Raw genomic sequence first — 18,154 nt, forward strand, 5'->3', positions numbered from 1 at the left:
ATTGTAGCATAATGATGAAGGGAACTGCATAGATTATACTGTGAATTTTCGTAGTAATCTAAATTTTGCTTATTTTGCCAATTTATTTTTTTATCTTTTATAATGTCTTTTTAAAATAATCTAAATACGTTAATGCACGGTTGGCTAATTTTTCGTAACGCTCTTTTTTATCTTTGATGCGTTCGTCAAGCGCGGGCACTAAACCAAAATTGGCATTCATCGGTTGGAAATTCTTATTATTATTCGCATGAGAAATATAATAGGCCATACTTCCTAGCATCGTCTCACGAGGGAAAATCGCATCCTCTTTATCCAGTAAGCGGTGTGCGAGGTTAATTCCTGCAATCATACCACTGGCTGCACTTTCAACGTAACCTTCTACCCCCGTCATTTGACCTGCAAAAAAGAGATTTGGTTTATTTTTAAACTCATACGTTTCTGATAATACTTCTGGAGAATTGATGAAAGTGTTTCTATGCATGACACCGTAGCGCACAATCTCTACATTTTCAAGTCCTGGAATTAATTGAATGACTTCTTTTTGGGCTCCCCATTTGAGACGCGTTTGAAAGCCAACAATATTATATAACGTTCCAGCTGCGTCATCTTGTCTAAGTTGCACGACAGCATAAGGACGTTTTCCAGTTTTAGGATCTTCAAGACCGACGGGTTTCATCGGGCCAAACAATAAAGTTTTGGGTCCACGGCTTGCCATGACTTCAAAAGGCATACATCCTTCAAAATATTTCTCTTTTTCAAAGTCTTTGCCGGGTGCTACTTCAGCTGCCATCGCCGCTTCATAAAAGCGATTAAATTCCTCTTCTGTCATCGGACAGTTTAAGTAAGCGGCTTCCCCTTTATTATATCTTGATTTTAAATAGACTTTATCCATATCAATTGAATCTTTTTCAATGATAGGAGCTGCTGCATCATAAAAATACAGTTGATCTTCACCTGTTAAAGCAACGATTTTTTCTGCTAATGGCTCTGTTGTTAACGGACCCGTCGCAATAATCGTAGGGCCATCAGGAATGTCTGTAATTTCTTCATTTTTCACTGTAATATTAGGATGATTTTTGATTGTATCAGTCACATAACCCGAAAAATCATGACGATCTACGGCTAATGCCCCTCCTGCCGGTACACGTGCGTTATCAGCAGCAGCAATAATTAACGAATCAAGGCGGCGCATCTCTTCTTTTAAAACACCCACTGCATTCGTTAATGCATTCCCTCTTAATGAATTTGAACAAACAAGCTCAGCAAATTTATCTGTATGATGTGCTGGTGTTTGTTTGACAGGTCGCATTTCGTATAAATTAACAGCAATACCTCTTTCCGCTAATTGAAAAGCTGCTTCTGAACCCGCTAAACCTGCACCGATGACATTCACTGTCGTCATACGATTTCCTCCTTATTTTTGTACTTCTTCTTTATAATCACAGTTAGAGCAAACGACTTGCGAACTGCGTCCTTTTTTCGACTCTACTAAATAATGATTACATTTTGGACAATCTCGTCCTACGGGTTTATCCCACGTCACAAATTCACATTCAGGATAGCGACTACAACCATAGAAAATTCGATTTTTCTTTGATTTACGTTCGACGACGTCGCCTTCCTTACATGTAGGACATTTTACTCCTATAGGTTTCACGATAGCTTTAGTATTTCGGCAGTCCGGAAAGTTCGAACATGCCATAAACTTTCCATATCGACCCGTTTTGATGACCATTGGACTACCACATTTTTCACAATCTTCGCCTGCAGGTTCATCTTTAATTTCGATTTTTTCCATTTCAGATTCAGCGCGCTCAACATCTTGTTTAAAACTGTTATAAAAGTCACTGACTACTTTTTTCCATGCAATGTCTCCATCTGCTATTTTATCGAGCAGTGTTTCCATGTTCACAGTAAAATCAACATCAATGATTTCAGGGAAATAATCTTTTACCTGTTCATGAACGATTTCACCGAGTTCAGTCGGAACAAAACGCTTACTTTCATTTTTAACATAGTTTCTCTTTTGAATTGTATCAATCGTTGGCGCATAAGTTGATGGACGACCAATTTTTAATTCTTCAAGTGTTTTAACAAGACGAGCTTCAGTGTATCGAGGTGGCGGTTGGGTAAAATGCTGCGCCGGATCAATTTTAGTTGCGAGCGCTGTATCGCCTACTTTTAATTCAGGTAAACGATTTTCTTTTTCTTTATCTTTATCGTCATTTGCTTCGACGTAAAGCGTCATAAAGCCTTTAAATTTAATTGTTTGTCCATTAGCTCTAAATTTAACATCATTTTGCGTTAAATCAACTGCAACCGTGTCTAATATTGCGGGTGCCATTTGGCTCGCAACAAAGCGTTCCCAAATTAACTTGTACAAACGATACTGATCACGTGTTAAAAATGCTTTCATCTCAGATGGCGTACGTAAAGTACTAGTTGGACGAATCGCTTCGTGCGCATCTTGGTCACCTTGTTTTCCTTTCGACACAGCTTTCGTTAAATAAGCTTCCCCATATTCAGATTGAATATATTTTTTAGCTTCAGCTTGCGCATCTTTAGAAATACGAGTAGAGTCGGTACGCATGTAGGTGATTAATCCTACAGTTCCTTTACGTTTTAAATCGATACCTTCATATAATTGTTGCGCAACCATCATCGTTTTACGGGCTTTAAAATTTAGTTTGCGCGCGGCTTCTTGTTGTAATGTAGAAGTGGTAAACGGATTTGCCGGGCGACGTGTTTTTTCTTTTTTCGTCACGTTGGATACTTCAAATTCGTTACCATCCAACGCTTTAGTGATGATGTCGACATCATCTTTCGTCGATAACTTAAATGGTTTCCCTTTATAATGAAGAAACTTGGCAGTGAATTTCGATTTTTTGTGTCGGAATTCTCCTTCAATAGACCAATATTCCTCAGGTTTAAAGTTACGAATTTCATTTTCACGGTCAATGACTAATCTAAGTGCCACAGATTGTACACGGCCTGCCGATAAGCCTTTTTTAACTTTCTTCCATAATACTGGTGAAATATTATATCCTACAAGACGATCTAATACACGTCGTGCTTGTTGGGCATCAACAAGATTCATTTCGATTTCTCTTGGATGTTTAAAACTTTCTTTAACTGCGTCTTTAGTGATTTCGTTAAATACGACACGATTTTCTTTACTATCCTCTAATTCCAATATATGTGCTAAATGCCATGCAATTGCTTCACCTTCACGGTCGGGGTCACTAGCTAGAAAAACTTTTTTCGCCTTTTTAGCATATCTTTTTAAGTCTTTAACGACTGGTCCTTTACCGCGTATTGTAATATATTTAGGATCATAGTCATGTTCAACATCAACACCCATTTGACTTCTTGGTAAGTCTCGTACGTGCCCCATGGATGCGATTACTTTGTATTTTTTTCCTAAATATTTTTCTATCGTTTTAGCTTTTGCAGGCGATTCAACAATGACAAGATTATCTGCCAAAGCAGTTCCCCCCTTGCTTTTTCTGTTTACAAAGATAAATGATAAACGGTAATTTTTATATTTGTCAATCTTTTGCATTTATTTAATAACAAGGTTCACTGAATTGACGTATTCATATCTTTTAAAATATCCTCCGCAGAAAGTACGATTTCGGCACCTTCCTTAACACGCAATAAATTTCCTTTTGTATTGGGGTTAAACATATCTCCAGGTAAAACATAAACATTACGATTTTGTTCTAACGCTTGATCTAATGTTATTAATGCACCGCTTCTTTCTTTCGCCTCTGTGACGAGCACTCCTTTACTTAAGCCACTTATGATACGATTGCGTTCAGGAAATCTAAATTTTGCTGGAGCAGTGGTTGGTGGATATTCGCTGATACTTAAACCCCCTGCATATTTATCAATATGTGTTCTTAGGGTTTGAGTATGTTTAGGATAATGGTGAAAATGACCAAAGCCCAATACAGCTATTGTAGGGATGTTGTTACACAATGCATAATGATGGGCTAATGCATCAGTTCCTTTTGCCAAACCAGACACAATAACGATAGGCTGATGCTTCATCTGATGTAATAAATAGTCAACTGCCCGTTCACCATAAGCTGTAAAATCTCTTGCGCCTACAACTGCTAAAGGATAATAACACGCATCATTAAATAAATTTAAATTCCCCTTACAATAGAGTAATAACGGTGGATGATATATTTCTTTTAATAATGAAGGAAATCGTGCATCAATGATTGGGAGGGGTACAATACGATGCGCCTCTAATTGAGACTGGATGATATCAATGTCTAAGGATTGGAAAGCTAAAAATTTTTTGTAAAAATGAGACTTCTGATGGATTAGAGGATGATTTTTTAAAATAGGTGTGATTTCAATTTGTAAAGATTTCACAGGAGATGTAAATAGTTGATAGATTTGATTTGTCGTAAAACCAGCATAATGCATTTTCAATAAATTTTTTAGATACAATGACGTCACCTCAACCCTAGTCTATCGCATCCTTCTCGTTTTGTTTGTGTCTAAAATAAGTATTATATTTGCACATTCAAAATATTTATTTTTTCAATGTGATGACCGAGGTATCGTTTTTATAAAAGGCTTGGTCTTAATTTGGAAATCACTACAAAACTATTATAATTAGGAATCTCTAGGGATTACTCACTGACATAAATACATTTAATTAAAAGATGATGAAATACTAAAAAGAGAGTGGGACATTGACATGTCCCACTCCAATTATCATCACAAATTATTTTTTTACAGTTAATAATTGTTCGTAAATGCCTGCATCTTTAGCAGCTTGAATTAATGTTGAACCAATTTCTGATGGTGTGTCTGCTGTTTTAACACCACAAGCATTGAGTGTTTTGATTTTTTCATCAGCAGTTCCTTTACCACCTGAAATAATCGCTCCAGCATGCCCCATACGTTTCCCTGGAGGGGCTGTTTGACCTCCAATGAACCCTACAACTGGTTTTTTCATGTTCGCTTTAATCCACTCTGCTGCTTCTTCTTCAGCAGTACCACCAATTTCACCAATCATGACAACTGCGTGTGTATCTTCATCTTCATTGAACGCTTTTAATACGTCGATGAAGTTTGTACCATTAACTGGGTCACCGCCGATACCTACAGCTGTAGATTGACCAATGCCCTCTTCAGTTAATTGATGTACTGCTTCGTATGTTAATGTACCTGAACGAGATACAACACCTACATGACCTTTTTTATGGATATACCCTGGCATAATACCAATTTTTGTTTCATCAGAAGTGATGACACCTGGACAGTTTGGTCCAATTAATCGTGTCTTTTTGCCTTCTAAATAACGTTTCACTTTAACCATATCAATAACAGGAATATGTTCTGTAATACAGATTGCTAAATCTAATTCTGCATCTGCACATTCTAAAATCGCATCAGCTGCAAATGGTGCTGGTACATAAATAACAGAGACATTCGCACCCGTTTCTTGTTTTGCTTCTTCAACAGTATTGTATACAGGTACACCTTCTACGACTTGTCCACCTTTACCTGGTGTCACACCCGCAACGATTTGTGTCCCATATTCTAACATTTGTTTAGTATGGAAAAGGGCAGTTGACCCTGTAATACCTTGTACGATTACTTTTGTATTTTTATCAACAAATACACTCATTTTGTTGTCCCATCCTTTCCTTACGCTTCATTCACAAGTTTAACAATTTTTTGTGCACCTTCAGCCATTGTTGTCGCTGGTTCAATTGCTAAACCTGAATCTTTTAAGATTTTCTTACCAATTTCAACGTTTGTACCTTCAAGACGTACAACTAACGGTAATGTTAAATCTACTTCTTTGACAGCTGCTACAATACCTTCAGCAATGACGTCACAACGCATAATACCACCAAAGATATTTACAAAAATACCTTTAACGTTGCTATCACCTAAGATGATTTTAAAGGCTTCAGTTACTTTTTCTTTTGTAGCGCCGCCCCCTACGTCAAGGAAGTTTGCTGGGTTACCATTAAAATGGTTAATCGTATCCATCGTCGCCATCGCTAGTCCAGCTCCGTTAACCATACAACCAATGTTACCATCTAATGCAATATATGATAAATCATACTTAGACGCTTCGATTTCTTTTGGATCCTCTTCATCTAAATCACGTAATTCTAAGACGTCTTTATGACGGAATAAAGCATTGTCATCAAAATTAATTTTAGAATCGAGTGCTAAAACATCCCCTTCACCTGTTAAAACAAGTGGATTGATTTCTACGATAGAACAATCCTTTTCAATGAACACATTGTATAAAGAAATTAAGAATTTAACAGCTTTGTTGATAGATTCTTTAGGGATATTAATATTAAAAGCGATACGGCGTGCTTGATAAGGTGCTAAACCAACCACTGGATCAATCGTTTCTTTGAAGATTTTTTCTGGGTTTGTTGCCGCAACCTCTTCAATTTCAGTTCCACCTTCTTCAGATGCCATTAAAGTTACACGATCAGTTGCACGGTCGATCACGAAACCAACGTAATATTCTTTTTGAATATCTGCGCCTTCTTCAATATAGAGACGTTTAACTTCTTTACCTTCTGGCCCTGTTTGATGTGTCACTAACACTTTCCCTAATAATTCATTGGCGTATGTTTCAACTTCTGATAAAGACTTAGCAATTTTGACACCGCCAGCTTTACCGCGACCACCTGCGTGAATTTGTGCTTTAACAACATAAACATCACTGTCTAACTCTTTCGCTTTTTCCACAGCTTCTTTCGCTGAGAAAGCCACGCGCCCCTCTGGTACTGCTACGCCCATTGAGCGAAAAATTTCTTTTCCTTGATACTCATGGATATTCATACTCCATCCTCCTGTTTCTTAAGGTTAAGTTCACCTATAATTATAGGAAATGTAAGCGCTATTGTAAACAGATAGCGTCTTGTTTTTCCATTCGTTACAGTCATATGTAATTCATGATTACCATGACACTTCCTTATACATTCATAACCTGCATAACAAAAATGTCGACAAAATCAAAGACTTTGTCGACAAGTGAACAAATGTTGAGACACACTTTTTAAACCTTATTTATCTGCTTGAAATGTGACTTGTGTATCGCCATCCATAGGTACACTTACAATTTTTTGTTCATCTTCTGTGGATTCCACGACGAACTGATGCTCTTTTAAGAGGCGAATCAAATCCATTTGCGATTCTTTTTCTATAGATACATTCAAGTTTGATTCAATTTCTTCTTTAATGTTTCTTAGCTTACTTTCATCTTCAGTAATTTCAGTATTTGTTTCTTCAAAATGCACTAAAACTTTATAAAGTTTTTGTAATGTTTCATCCATAAGTTTTTAGTTCCTTTCTTCTTGGACATAGTTACATATTAAACTAGTTTCATGTCGATTTCAAAAACTTTAATGCAGTTATAAACTAAAATGAGATTTAATCGGTTCGAAAGATTGACGATGAATAGGCGTGATGCCATATTGTTTCAAGCCTTCTAAATGTTTTTTTGTTCCATATCCGGCATTATTTTTAAAATCATACTGTGGAAATTGTGAGTCGTATTCAACCATGAGCGTGTCACGATATTCTTTTGCAATGATACTTGCTGCTGCGATAGAAACACTTGTTGCATCTCCTTTGACGATAGATTGTTGAGGCTTTTGCAAATGTTCCAAATGCATCGCATCTATTAAATAATGTGTAGGTTCAATATTTAAATTTTCGATTGCACGATACATGGCTAATTTTGTTGCTTCATAAATATTAAGCTCATCAATTTCTTTCGGGGAAGCTTCGCCAATAGCCCAAGCCCGCACTTGTGATTTCAATGATTCATTTAATTGCGCACGTACTTGTTTTCCAAGTTTTTTAGAGTCATTGATTCCTAAATGCTGATGATTCGCTTCTAAAACAACAGCACTTGCGACGACAGGCCCTGCTAGTGGTCCGCGACCTACTTCATCGATACCACAAATTAACGCATCTGCATCGAGTGTTAATATGTCGTTTTCATATATGCACATTTTCTCGTAATTGAGGCGTAATGACTCATTTTTCTTTATCATTTTTTGCCGACGTTCAAATGCTTTTTGAACCCCTTTTCTCGGATCGTGATAGTGCGTATGTTGTTGTAAAGCCTCGAGACTTGTTAAACGACTTAATTCTTTTTCAATTTCTTTAATGGTTTTCGTCTTCATGAGACACATCGCTTTCTAAAAATGCATCATACAAATCGAAACAATATGTTCCGATTTTAGCGTTTCTAATATCGTACACAATGAGTTCTATGACAGCTTCATAGTCTACTTCATTGCCGCGTTGCAATAGTCCTCGTTTTCTACCTATTGCATCAAACCATTCAAGATTTTCTGCTTCTTTTTCCACCTCTATTTTGTAATGGGCTTTTAATCCTTCATAATCATGATTTTTTAAAAACTCAAGTCCGTAAATGGCCACATCATCTAAATGGACAATGCTGTCTTTGATAGCACCTGTTAAACTTAATTTTTTGCCTACAATTTGATCTTCAAATTTAGGCCATAAAATCCCAGGTGTATCCAGTAACTGAAGCGATTTTCCAACTTTAATCCATTGTTGTTGCTTTGTCACCCCTGGCTTATTTCCTGTTTGGGCAATAGCACGATTGGCCAATTTGTTAATTAATGTAGATTTACCTACATTTGGGATACCTACAATCATGGCGCGAATAGCTCTAGGTTTTAATCCTTTTGCCTTTTCTCTCTCCATTTTGTCTTTCGTTGCTTGAATAGCGGCTTTTTCGACTTGTTTTAATCCTTTTCCATGTTTAGCATCGACTGCCACTGGTATAGCACCTTTTTCTTTAAAGAAGGCTTCCCATTTTGTCATTTCATTTAAATTTGCCATATCTTTTTTATTTAAAATAACAACACGAGCCTTTTGTTGAATGACTTCATCAATCATTGGGTTTCTCGAACTATAGGGTATACGCGCGTCGACGAGTTCAAAAACGACGTCTACTTTTTTCAATTGTTCAGTGACTTCGCGTTTTGCTTTAGCCATATGGCCTGGATACCATTGAATTACCACGTTATTTCACTCACTTTCTTTCTATCTTTGCCATTTGATATTTCACGCATAGGGTTATTTTTGTGTTATATTTAACATAGTTTTAACTACAATACAAAACTCAGTTTACGTGTGTTAAAATGTTTGACTTTAAAGATAAGTATACTGGTTTTTGGCGTCAATGGCTATTCTCATTCGCCTAAAACAGATATAGCATGAAAGTAGGAAAACGAAGTGTTTAAAACAGAAAGAATGTACGAACTTATCCGATTTGTGATTGTCGGTGGAATTAACACAGTCAATTATTATGTGGTTTATTTATTATTGTTATATGGGTTACATATTCACTATTTAGTGAGTCATATTATTGGCTTTGTAGTATCTTTTATCATTTCATATTATTTAAATTGTTATTTTGTGTACCGTGTCCGACCTACATTAAAAAAATTCCTTGCTTTCCCACTGACACAAGTTGTAAATATGGGCATGCAAACATTGTTGATTTTTGTTTTTGTAAATTATTTTCATTTTAAGGAGTTTATCGCCCCATTTGTTGGGTTAATTATTACTATTCCAATTACATTTATTTTATCTAAGTATATACTAAAAGATTAATATTTGAGAGGTTGAAACATGCGCAAATTCAAACGTCCTTTTTTATTAGGTCTTGCATTTTTAGGTTTAGCGTTGGTTGCCCATAGTTATATTTTATTTAGATTTTTTAAAAATGGTCTTTTATTTACAGGTCCTAACGATGGCATTGAACAAATGGTACCTATCCAAATGTATCTATATCAAAAATGGTCGGAAGGGACCTTTTTTTATGCCACGGATTTTGGATTAGGTGGAGATTTTTTTACTGATTTATCCTATTATTTTACAACGAACTTTTTATTTATTCTGAATGTGATTGTAGTGAAATGCTTACACTTGTTACATTTAGTGCAACCTAACACTTTAATGTTTTGGTTCCATAATGCCATCGTGGTCTCCATTCTAAAATGCGCACTTGTACTTGCAGCAACATACTTTTATGCATCGTATTTGAAACTTAACACATCATCCAAATGGGTGTTTGCATCTGCTTTTGCCTTCTCACCACTGTATTTTCGCTTCACCGTCTACTGGCCATTTTTCAGCGATGTTTTTGTACTACTTCCATTGCTTTATGCAAGTATAGAGCGTTTTTTTAAAACAGGCAAAGTTGGGCTTTTTATCATTATCGTCGCATTATCTTTAATGAATAATTTTTATTTTGCTTACTATCAATGCCTAATGGGATTACTTTATTTTCTGTTCCGTCTTGTCTTCACGCATAAAACAGATGTTTTATCACGTCGACGAGCTACTTGGATAATAATTGTGAGTACAATACTAGGTTTTGGTTCAAGTCTAGTGTTCTTTTTCCATGGCGCACGCAGTTTCTTTAATAATGAACGCGTCCGTTTTGAAACTAAAATCCCTTTTTTCGAACCTTTTAATGAAAATACAAATATTATTTTTGATAATTACCTTATCGTCATATTAATCATTACTATCCAAGCGCTCTTAACTTTTAAACTCTATAAACATACATATTATAAACTTTTTGCAATTTTAAGTTTACTCACGATTGTTTCAGCTTTTATTCCTTATGTTGATAGTATATTCAATGGTTTTTCAGCGCCTCAAAAACGGTGGCATTATTTATTAGCATTTGCAACGAGTGGTCTTATTGCTCTGTACGTCCATTATTTTCACACCATTAAAGTCCGCACTTACATTTGGACTTCCTTATTCGGGTTTATTTTGGTTCTTATCAGTGCTTACATGTATCATAAGTTTGTGATATGGATCGTTTGGGTGCCTATTGTGTTTTTGATTGGTCTTTTATCGAAAACACACGTTAGCTCTTTCTTCTATAAAAAAGGCATTTACTGTTATGCAATAAGCGTCATTATATTAGCACTCCTTGTGTCAAGTGTATTTACAAAATATCAAATTTTTCATCAAGATCATGAAAAACGGGCAAATACATTTTATGTGAATGCGAGTCTTTATAACACCCCTGTTCAACAAGATTTAGTGCAACAAATGAATGCTAAAAAGTTACCTGAAGAACGGATAGATTGGCGTGTCAACGAACAAGATAATACGCCGATGTATCAACATTTTAAAGGCTTAAGTTTATATTCTAGTATTTTTGATCAACAATTGATTGACTTGTACTATAAAAATTTAATGATCAATATAAAGGAAGAATCCGTGAGTCGCTATCAATCTACGGGGGGACGTGCCAATATTGCAAGTTTATTTTCAGTACGTTATGTCATGCTCAAAGATTATCAAACCAATTTGCCTGAATTTTTTAAGCCTGTTAAAGCGTCAGGACAATACCGAATGTATGAAAATCAACAAGTCTTACCGGCTGTTCGAATCATGGATCAGTATTATGACGCACGCTATCTTAAAACCGCAATTGACCGTGAGCATGCGATGATCGATGGTGTCGTTTTAAATCGTAAAGGAGAAAAGTATAAGCCTCATGCGTCTAATCTACTTTCACAAGTGGATGTTCAAGACGATGCGATACAGCATTTAGGCCGAAATCAGATAAAAGTACAAAAAGTTGGCGGAGGATACACGTTATCACTCCCGCAAAATTTACAAAAGAAATTCAAAGATTTTTATTTAGTTGTCCATATTAAACGCGGACAACCTGACAGTAACCACATGATTGATGTGAATGGTTATCAAAACAATCGTTTGTTTAATGCTTCAAAATATCGTACCGGACAATATGAGCAATTATACCGCGTCCAACCAGATAAAGAAGGGAATATTCACATCGGGCTTTCTCCTACTGGAAACTATGAGTTTAAAATATTAGGTTTATATGGTGAAAATTATCAAACGCTTGAAAACGCACCTAAAGAAAAAATTTACGCTTCCTATCAAGAAGGACAATCAAAGATTAAAGTGACTTTGAAAAAACATAAAAAAGGGATGATGGTGCTTAATGCGCCTTATCGTAAAGGCATGAAAGCTCAAGTCGACGGACATCCAGTAACGCCTCAAAGGGTCAATTACTTTATGATTGGAATCCCTGTAGATGCACAAGCAAAGCATATCGAAATCACGTACCGACCGCCGTGGTTCTTTACGATGATAATTTTGTCTATCATATTTGCCCTATTGAGCTATTTATTTTCAAAATATATTTACCTTAAGATTAATAAACGAAAGAGTGAAGCATATTGAAAGTAATTTCCAAAAATAAAATTTTATCCGTATTAAAAGTTTTCTTAATGGCCCTCGGTGTGGCGGCCATTGTTTATATCCCTGTCATTTATCGTTTTATCACGGAAGGGATTATTTATAGCGGAAATGGGGACGGTTTTAAACAAATGATGCCCTTCCAAAGATTTTTGTATGATCGCTTTAGTCATTTTTCATCATTTTATGACTTATCATTTGGATTAGGTGGGGATTATTTTACTGATTTAGCCTATTATTACGCTACTTCGCCAGTGATGTATTTAAATTTTGTTTTTATCGCTATAGGGGAAGCTTTATTTCACATTGACCCCTCACATATTGCATTTTGGCCAGGAAATCAAATATTCACTGCTTTTTTCAAATGCATGCTGACATTTATGATTACCTATGGCATGTTTCGCGAATTTCATTTAAAAGGAAAATATCGCTTCATCGGCGCCTTTTTATTTAGCGCCTCATCTGTACTTTATTATTTTAATTTTACTTGGTCATTTTTTGGAGATATTTTAATTTATCTCCCTCTATCAATATGGGGACTTGAGCGATTTTTTAAATATCGTAAAATCGGCTTATTTATAGTAGCCATTGGTTTAACACTATTTTCTAACTTTTACTTCAGTTATTATGAGTCGATTGCGATAGGTTTCTACTGGATTTATCGTATGGTTTTTAAACATCCCGATGACATACTTTCACGCTTTCAAAAGTTCTATTTTATTGTACCTGCCGTTCTTTTAAGTTTTTGTTTGTCATCCCTCGGTTTTGTGACAGGGGTACGTTCTTTTCTAAATAATGATCGCTCATTAGGTCAAATATTCATTGCCCCTATCATTGATTTTTCACAAAAATATCATATCTTTAGTAATGGTTTTTATATCACGCTTACATTTATTGTTCTCGTTGCTTTATTTTCATTTAAACTTTATCGACATTATTATTTTAGAATGTTCGCCATTATGACATGGCTCATTTTAATTGGGTCTTTATCGCTTTATTTTGATAGTTTTTTCAATGGTTTCTCAGCTCCACAACGTCGATGGGTCTATTTGCTCGCATTCTCGACAAGTGGTCTACTGGCCATTTGGTTAAAGTACTTTACTGAGTTAACGATGAAAGATTATTTAAAAGCTTTGTCTCCTTTAGGGATACTAGCTATTGCTATCGTTTTCTTTTCAAGAGGCGCTATGTGGTGGATGATTGTTGGCATCGTCATACTTTTTATTTTAGGCCTTATCGCACTACGTCAAAAAAAATCATCTGTTCGTCTCATGAATGTGGTCATCGCATTATTTGTCGTTCAGCAATTTATTTTATTAATCAACTATCATGACAATAATATCGCGCCTTATCAATCTACTATGAAAGATATACATGCTCCGAAATACCATAGTGGCCCCTTGCAAAATGCCATTCATCAAATCACGGCCCATCAACGTGCATTAGATCGCATTGATTATATGGATAATTACGCGATAAATGCAGGGATGCTTTATGGATTCAATGGTATTTCTTTATATTCAAGTATATTTGATGGCAATATTCTCGATTATTATGATAAACAAATGCAAATTAATATGGAGTATGACAGTAATAGTACTTACCGTTTGCTTGGCGATCGCGCCAATCAATATGCCTTATGGGGGGTAACAGATCGTATTAAGCAATCCCCAGATAATAATATTGCCTATGGAATGCGTCCTAAAGATGAAATTAAAGATTCGCCTATAACTTGGACACACTCTAAAAATACGATGCATTACCCAGCAGCACATTTAACTTCTCAAGTTTTTGATTCGAAAGATTTAAAATCACCTTTAGACCGGGAACAAGCCATGCTTCAAGGTGTCGTCATGGATCAAGCAAAACCGAACACAACGTTTAAATCAAATTCTAACTTATTGTCAAAAGCAACGTTAACCCCGCGTGACGCGCAAATATTAGGTCATCAATTAGAGGTAAAAAAAGAGGATGGGGGTATAACAATTCAGTTACCCAAGGCGCTCAACCAAAAATATAAAGACTATTATTTAGAGATGGATATTGAGCTACTTCACCCAAGTAAAGAACATTACCTTAATATTAACGATTTTCATCAACGACGTTCAAAATTAGATTATCAATATCGTCGTTTTGTCACACCTGTCACTGTCAGAGTTCCCGTTAAAGATGCGCTTCATATTAAACTAAAAAAAGGAACTTATCGTTTCCAAATGAATGGTATTTATGGGGAAGATTATGCAACTTTAAAACGTGCGCAACAAAAAGTAGAACCTGTTCACGTGACACGTCAAAAACGACAACTTACAGTGACGATGAACCCTAAACAAGACAGCTATTTAGTCCTCCCTATCCCTTACAGAGACGGGTTGTATGCTAAAGTCAATGGTGAGGAAAGAGCGGTACAACAAGGAAATGGCATCTTTTCTGTCATTAAAGTCCATAAAGGAGAACGTCACCTTTCCGTTCATTATGCACTGCCGTATTGGCCACTTTTAGTCACTTTAACGCTCATAGGTCTTGTAGGTACGTTGCTTTATCGCCATTTTTTAAGACGTCATCATTAACCCATGCTAAAACCCTTCAAAGTCAATCACTTTGAAGGGTTTTTTCTCTTGTATTCATATGTTGACGTTAACTTTAAACACTTTTCCATGAGCCAACCATTTTAAATGATGGAAATAAAGATGTAACCGGTTATATAACGTGAGTGAAAGTGTCACCCAAAGTATACCTAACGAGGCTCCTCCAAACACATCTGAAATAAAATGTGCATGAAAATAGAGTCTTGAAAACATAATACTTACCCATAACACGGTAACGATGATAATCGCACTTCTTCTTAAAAATGTACGATGGATTTTAGGAATAAATACCATTAATAAAAGTAAAGCAATCATCGTACTTAATAAGGAATGACCGCTAGGAAACGAAAATCCTGAATCGTTCAGTAAATGATCATAAGGTCGATGTCGATGAAGCACATTTTTGAGCAAAATCCCTAATATTCCCCCGCCTGCGATTGTCCCGAGTATCCAAAGCGCAAACACATAATATTTCTTAACGATAAGAACGATTGAAGTCATTATCGTTAAAATCGCACAAGTGAGTACATCTCCGTAAGATGCCACAAAGGTCATATAACTATTAAATAGCGACTGATGAAAGTTCATCGTAGGCTCTCCAAATTGTGTCATAAAAAAGTTAAACGTTTGATAATCTATGACATGAGTCAATCTTAAATTAAAAATTACACTTGTCATGACCACTATAAAAAGCGTACTGCTCAATATACATATTTTTTTCATATTAAACGGCTGTTCCGTACAATAACATCAACTAATTGATGCGACTTAAAATATTATCTCTTGATGAGATTTCAATCACTGTTATATTTTAAAACGTGTGTAGGATATACCTTCCCCCCTCTGAGTTCCTTTAGTATACTGCGTTCTCTGAGGAAAAATCATAGGAAAGTAGGCGTATATCTACTCATACTTTAGCCTCACATAAAAAAAGCTTAAAAGCCACATCAAAAACAATGTGCACTTTTAAGCTTTAAACATGTATTAGCGAATTTCTTGAATACGTGCTGCTTTACCACGTAAGCTACGTAAGTAGTAAAGTTTCGCACGGCGTACTTTACCACGACGTTTTAATTCGATTTTTTCGATTTTTGGTGTGTGTAATGGGAATGTACGTTCAACACCTACACCAGATGAAATTTTACGAACTGTAAATGTTTCAGAAATACCGCCACCACGACGTTTGATTACAACACCTTCGAATACTTGGATACGTTCACGTGAACCTTCGACGATACGTACGTGTACACGTAAAGTATCACCAGCACGGAATGTTGGAATATCGTCACGTAGTTGTGATTTCGTTACTGCTTCGATTAATTTGTGGTTTGTCATTTTTATACTCTCCTTCAACCTATGTTCTTGCCTTGACAATGTATAGCAGCGGATCATAGTGATTTTTGTGCGTTTCACACTCAGAATATTGTAGCAAAAGTTTAGTTCTTTTTCAATGCATTTTTGTGTGAATCTACAATTTTTTGTTCTTCCTTTGTTAATGGATAATGTTCAAGTAAGTCTGGACGTTTTTCCAGTGTACGTTTCAATGATTGTTCTCGACGCCATTTTTCAATATGGGCATGATTTCCTGATAGAAGGACGTCCGGCACCGCATGACCTTCAAATTCTCGGGGTCTCGTATACTGAGGATATTCTAGCAATCCGCATGAAAACGAGTCATCTTCGTGTGACACTTGATTCCCTAAAACATCAGGAATGAGTCGCACAATAGCATCAGTCATGACCATCGCCGGTAATTCTCCCCCTGTTAAAACGAAATCGCCCACGGAAAATTCATCCGTCACTAGATTTTCTCGAATCCGCTCATCATAACCTTCATAATGACCGCAAACAAAGACGAGATGATCTGCTTTTGCGAGTGACTCTGCGTGTTTTTGATTAAATGGTTTTCCTTGAGGCGTCATTAAAATCACGCGCGTCGCATCAGATGTTTCAAGATCACGCATGGCATTAAAGATGGGTTCTGGTTTTAGTACCATGCCTTGCCCACCCCCAAAAGGATAATCATCCACCTGATGATGTTTATTATTTGCATAATCTCTAAAGTTAATCGTCTTTGTCGTTAGAACGCCCTTATCTTGTGCACGCTTCAAAATGGAAGTATTTAATACACCCTCAAACATTTCTGGAAAAAGTGTTAAATAATCGATTCTCATTCGTTTAACAGTCCTTCCATCGGTGTAATGACAATTCGACGTGCATCGATATCGACTTCTTTTACAACATCTTCAATATAAGGAATAAGGTGCTCTTTTTCACCTTTAACGACCCAAACATCATTGGCGCCTGTTTCGAAAATTTCAGTGACGCGACCGATTGGACGGTCACCATCAACAACAGTGCAACCGATAATATCAGAATAATAGAATTCATGTTCTTCTAATTGTATATCCGCGTGATCACGCTCTTGATATATTTTTTGCCCTTTTAAATGTTCAATATCATTGATATTTTGATAACCTTCAAATGTGAGCATATGTAACCCTTTATGCATCCGATGTGTTCGTACTGTTAACGTTAGCGTTTGGCCTTTATCCTCGACTTGAAGGACCTCACCGGGTTGAAAGCGAATATCAGTAAAATCTGAATGAGACTGTATTTTGACTTCGCCTTTTATTCCATGGGTGTTAATAATTTTACCTACTTCTACAATCATAGCTTGCGCCTCCTCACTTACTGAAAATATAAAAAAAGTGAGACGTAAAATCAAATAGTTCCATTTGATTTCGTCGTCTCACCTACTTTCATGAACTCAAGAATTATTTTGCTTTCTTTTGTTCGTCAAAAGTTTTTAAGATACCTTCACGAGAAAGAATGTTGTGAACTGTATCTGTTGGTTTAGCACCCTCTTTTAACCATTTAAGTGCTAATTCTTCGTTAATTTTAACCTCAGGTGCATTGACTGCTGCTGGGTTGTAAGTACCGATTTGCTCGATGATGCGACCATCACGTGGTGCACGTGCATCTGCAACTACGATACGGTAGAATGGATTTCTTTTTGAACCTAAACGTGTTAAACGAATTTTAACTGCCATTTATAATACGCTCCTTTAAATTTTCAATAGTTTTGTTATCTACAAGAAATTATAATAACAGGTCTTTTCTATTTTGTAAAGAGAAAATACTTTACCAATTTAAAAAATCGAATGTTTTTTCAAGCACTCAAATAGCCATCAAAATTTACGAATAAATAAATTTTGATGGCTTTCTAGCTTAAGGTTGAAATTAATTTCAGATTCCATGTATCCGATGAC

16 protein-coding genes are annotated in these 18,154 nt (G+C 36.0%); 3 read left to right on the forward strand and 13 right to left on the reverse strand.

The features are described 5' to 3' along the window. Positions 1–97 precede the first annotated feature (97 nt). The 8 genes from trmFO to ylqF form a co-directional block, all read right to left on the reverse strand. Positions 98–1,402, reverse strand: coding sequence for an FADH(2)-oxidizing methylenetetrahydrofolate--tRNA-(uracil(54)-C(5))-methyltransferase TrmFO (gene trmFO, locus G8Y84_RS04135; RefSeq protein WP_107363476.1), 1,305 nt, complete (start codon positions 1,400–1,402; stop codon positions 98–100). A gap of 12 nt (positions 1,403–1,414) precedes the next feature. Beyond that, positions 1,415–3,484 (reverse strand): type I DNA topoisomerase, encoded by a 2,070-nt coding sequence (gene topA, locus G8Y84_RS04140; protein WP_165806129.1) that lies wholly within the window; start codon positions 3,482–3,484, stop codon positions 1,415–1,417. A gap of 95 nt (positions 3,485–3,579) precedes the next feature. Then, positions 3,580–4,440, reverse strand: coding sequence for a DNA-processing protein DprA (dprA, locus tag G8Y84_RS04145; protein ID WP_165806225.1), 861 nt, complete (start codon positions 4,438–4,440; stop codon positions 3,580–3,582). Between the two features lie 304 nt (positions 4,441–4,744). Next, entirely contained in the window at positions 4,745–5,653 is a 909-nt protein-coding gene (gene sucD, locus G8Y84_RS04150; RefSeq protein ID WP_037573316.1) for a succinate--CoA ligase subunit alpha, read from the reverse strand. A 20-nt stretch (positions 5,654–5,673) separates the two neighbouring features. Continuing rightward, positions 5,674–6,840: an ADP-forming succinate--CoA ligase subunit beta gene (gene sucC, locus G8Y84_RS04155; protein ID WP_107363474.1), complete on the reverse strand. Its 1,167-nt coding sequence runs from the start codon at positions 6,838–6,840 to the stop codon at positions 5,674–5,676. Between the two features lie 224 nt (positions 6,841–7,064). Continuing rightward, on the reverse strand, positions 7,065–7,334 hold the full coding sequence (locus tag G8Y84_RS04160; RefSeq protein ID WP_037573311.1) for a hypothetical protein: 270 nt from the start codon (positions 7,332–7,334) through the stop codon (positions 7,065–7,067). Between the two features lie 78 nt (positions 7,335–7,412). After that, entirely contained in the window at positions 7,413–8,192 is a 780-nt protein-coding gene (locus G8Y84_RS04165) for a ribonuclease HII (RefSeq protein ID WP_037573308.1), read from the reverse strand. Continuing rightward, positions 8,173–9,063 carry a ribosome biogenesis GTPase YlqF gene (ylqF, locus tag G8Y84_RS04170; protein ID WP_107387688.1) on the reverse strand — a complete coding sequence of 297 codons (891 nt, stop codon included), beginning with the start codon at positions 9,061–9,063 and terminating at the stop codon, positions 8,173–8,175. The genes G8Y84_RS04165 and ylqF overlap by 20 nt, the downstream gene beginning before the upstream one ends. Positions 9,064–9,294: 231 nt before the next feature. Between ylqF and G8Y84_RS04175 the strand changes: the two genes are divergently transcribed. The 3 genes from G8Y84_RS04175 to G8Y84_RS04185 are packed head-to-tail and all read left to right on the forward strand — an operon-like array spanning position 9,295 to position 14,864. Beyond that, positions 9,295–9,657 carry a GtrA family protein gene (locus G8Y84_RS04175; RefSeq protein WP_037573953.1) on the forward strand — a complete coding sequence of 121 codons (363 nt, stop codon included), beginning with the start codon at positions 9,295–9,297 and terminating at the stop codon, positions 9,655–9,657. 18 nt (positions 9,658–9,675) lie between these two features. After that, the gene (locus tag G8Y84_RS04180) at positions 9,676–12,282 is read left to right on the forward strand and encodes a YfhO family protein (RefSeq protein ID WP_165806130.1); all 2,607 of its coding nucleotides are present in this window, start codon (positions 9,676–9,678) and stop codon (positions 12,280–12,282) included. After that, positions 12,279–14,864, forward strand: coding sequence for a YfhO family protein (locus tag G8Y84_RS04185; protein WP_229717272.1), 2,586 nt, complete (start codon positions 12,279–12,281; stop codon positions 14,862–14,864). The genes G8Y84_RS04180 and G8Y84_RS04185 overlap by 4 nt, the downstream gene beginning before the upstream one ends. A 54-nt stretch (positions 14,865–14,918) precedes the next feature. On the opposite strand, the gene G8Y84_RS04190 is transcribed toward G8Y84_RS04185, so the two are convergent. The 5 genes from G8Y84_RS04190 to rpsP all read right to left on the reverse strand — a co-directional run bounded on the left by G8Y84_RS04190 (position 14,919) and on the right by rpsP (position 17,935). Beyond that, on the reverse strand, positions 14,919–15,470 hold the full coding sequence (locus tag G8Y84_RS04190; RefSeq protein ID WP_165806131.1) for a phosphatase PAP2 family protein: 552 nt from the start codon (positions 15,468–15,470) through the stop codon (positions 14,919–14,921). 396 nt (positions 15,471–15,866) lie between these two features. Then, positions 15,867–16,217: a 50S ribosomal protein L19 gene (gene rplS, locus G8Y84_RS04195; RefSeq protein ID WP_037573298.1), complete on the reverse strand. Its 351-nt coding sequence runs from the start codon at positions 16,215–16,217 to the stop codon at positions 15,867–15,869. A 101-nt stretch (positions 16,218–16,318) separates the two neighbouring features. After that, positions 16,319–17,056: a tRNA (guanosine(37)-N1)-methyltransferase TrmD gene (gene trmD / locus G8Y84_RS04200; protein ID WP_119512737.1), complete on the reverse strand. Its 738-nt coding sequence runs from the start codon at positions 17,054–17,056 to the stop codon at positions 16,319–16,321. After that, positions 17,053–17,556, reverse strand: coding sequence for a ribosome maturation factor RimM (rimM, locus tag G8Y84_RS04205; protein WP_103159280.1), 504 nt, complete (start codon positions 17,554–17,556; stop codon positions 17,053–17,055). The genes trmD and rimM overlap by 4 nt, the downstream gene beginning before the upstream one ends. Positions 17,557–17,659: 103 nt before the next feature. After that, positions 17,660–17,935, reverse strand: a complete 276-nt coding sequence (rpsP, locus tag G8Y84_RS04210; RefSeq protein WP_037573289.1) for a 30S ribosomal protein S16 — start codon at positions 17,933–17,935, stop codon at positions 17,660–17,662. Between the last annotated feature and the right edge of the window lie 219 nt (positions 17,936–18,154).

It is taken from the genome of Staphylococcus sp. 11511212, from assembly GCF_011394755.1.
Lineage (GTDB): Bacteria > Bacillota > Bacilli > Staphylococcales > Staphylococcaceae > Staphylococcus > Staphylococcus chromogenes.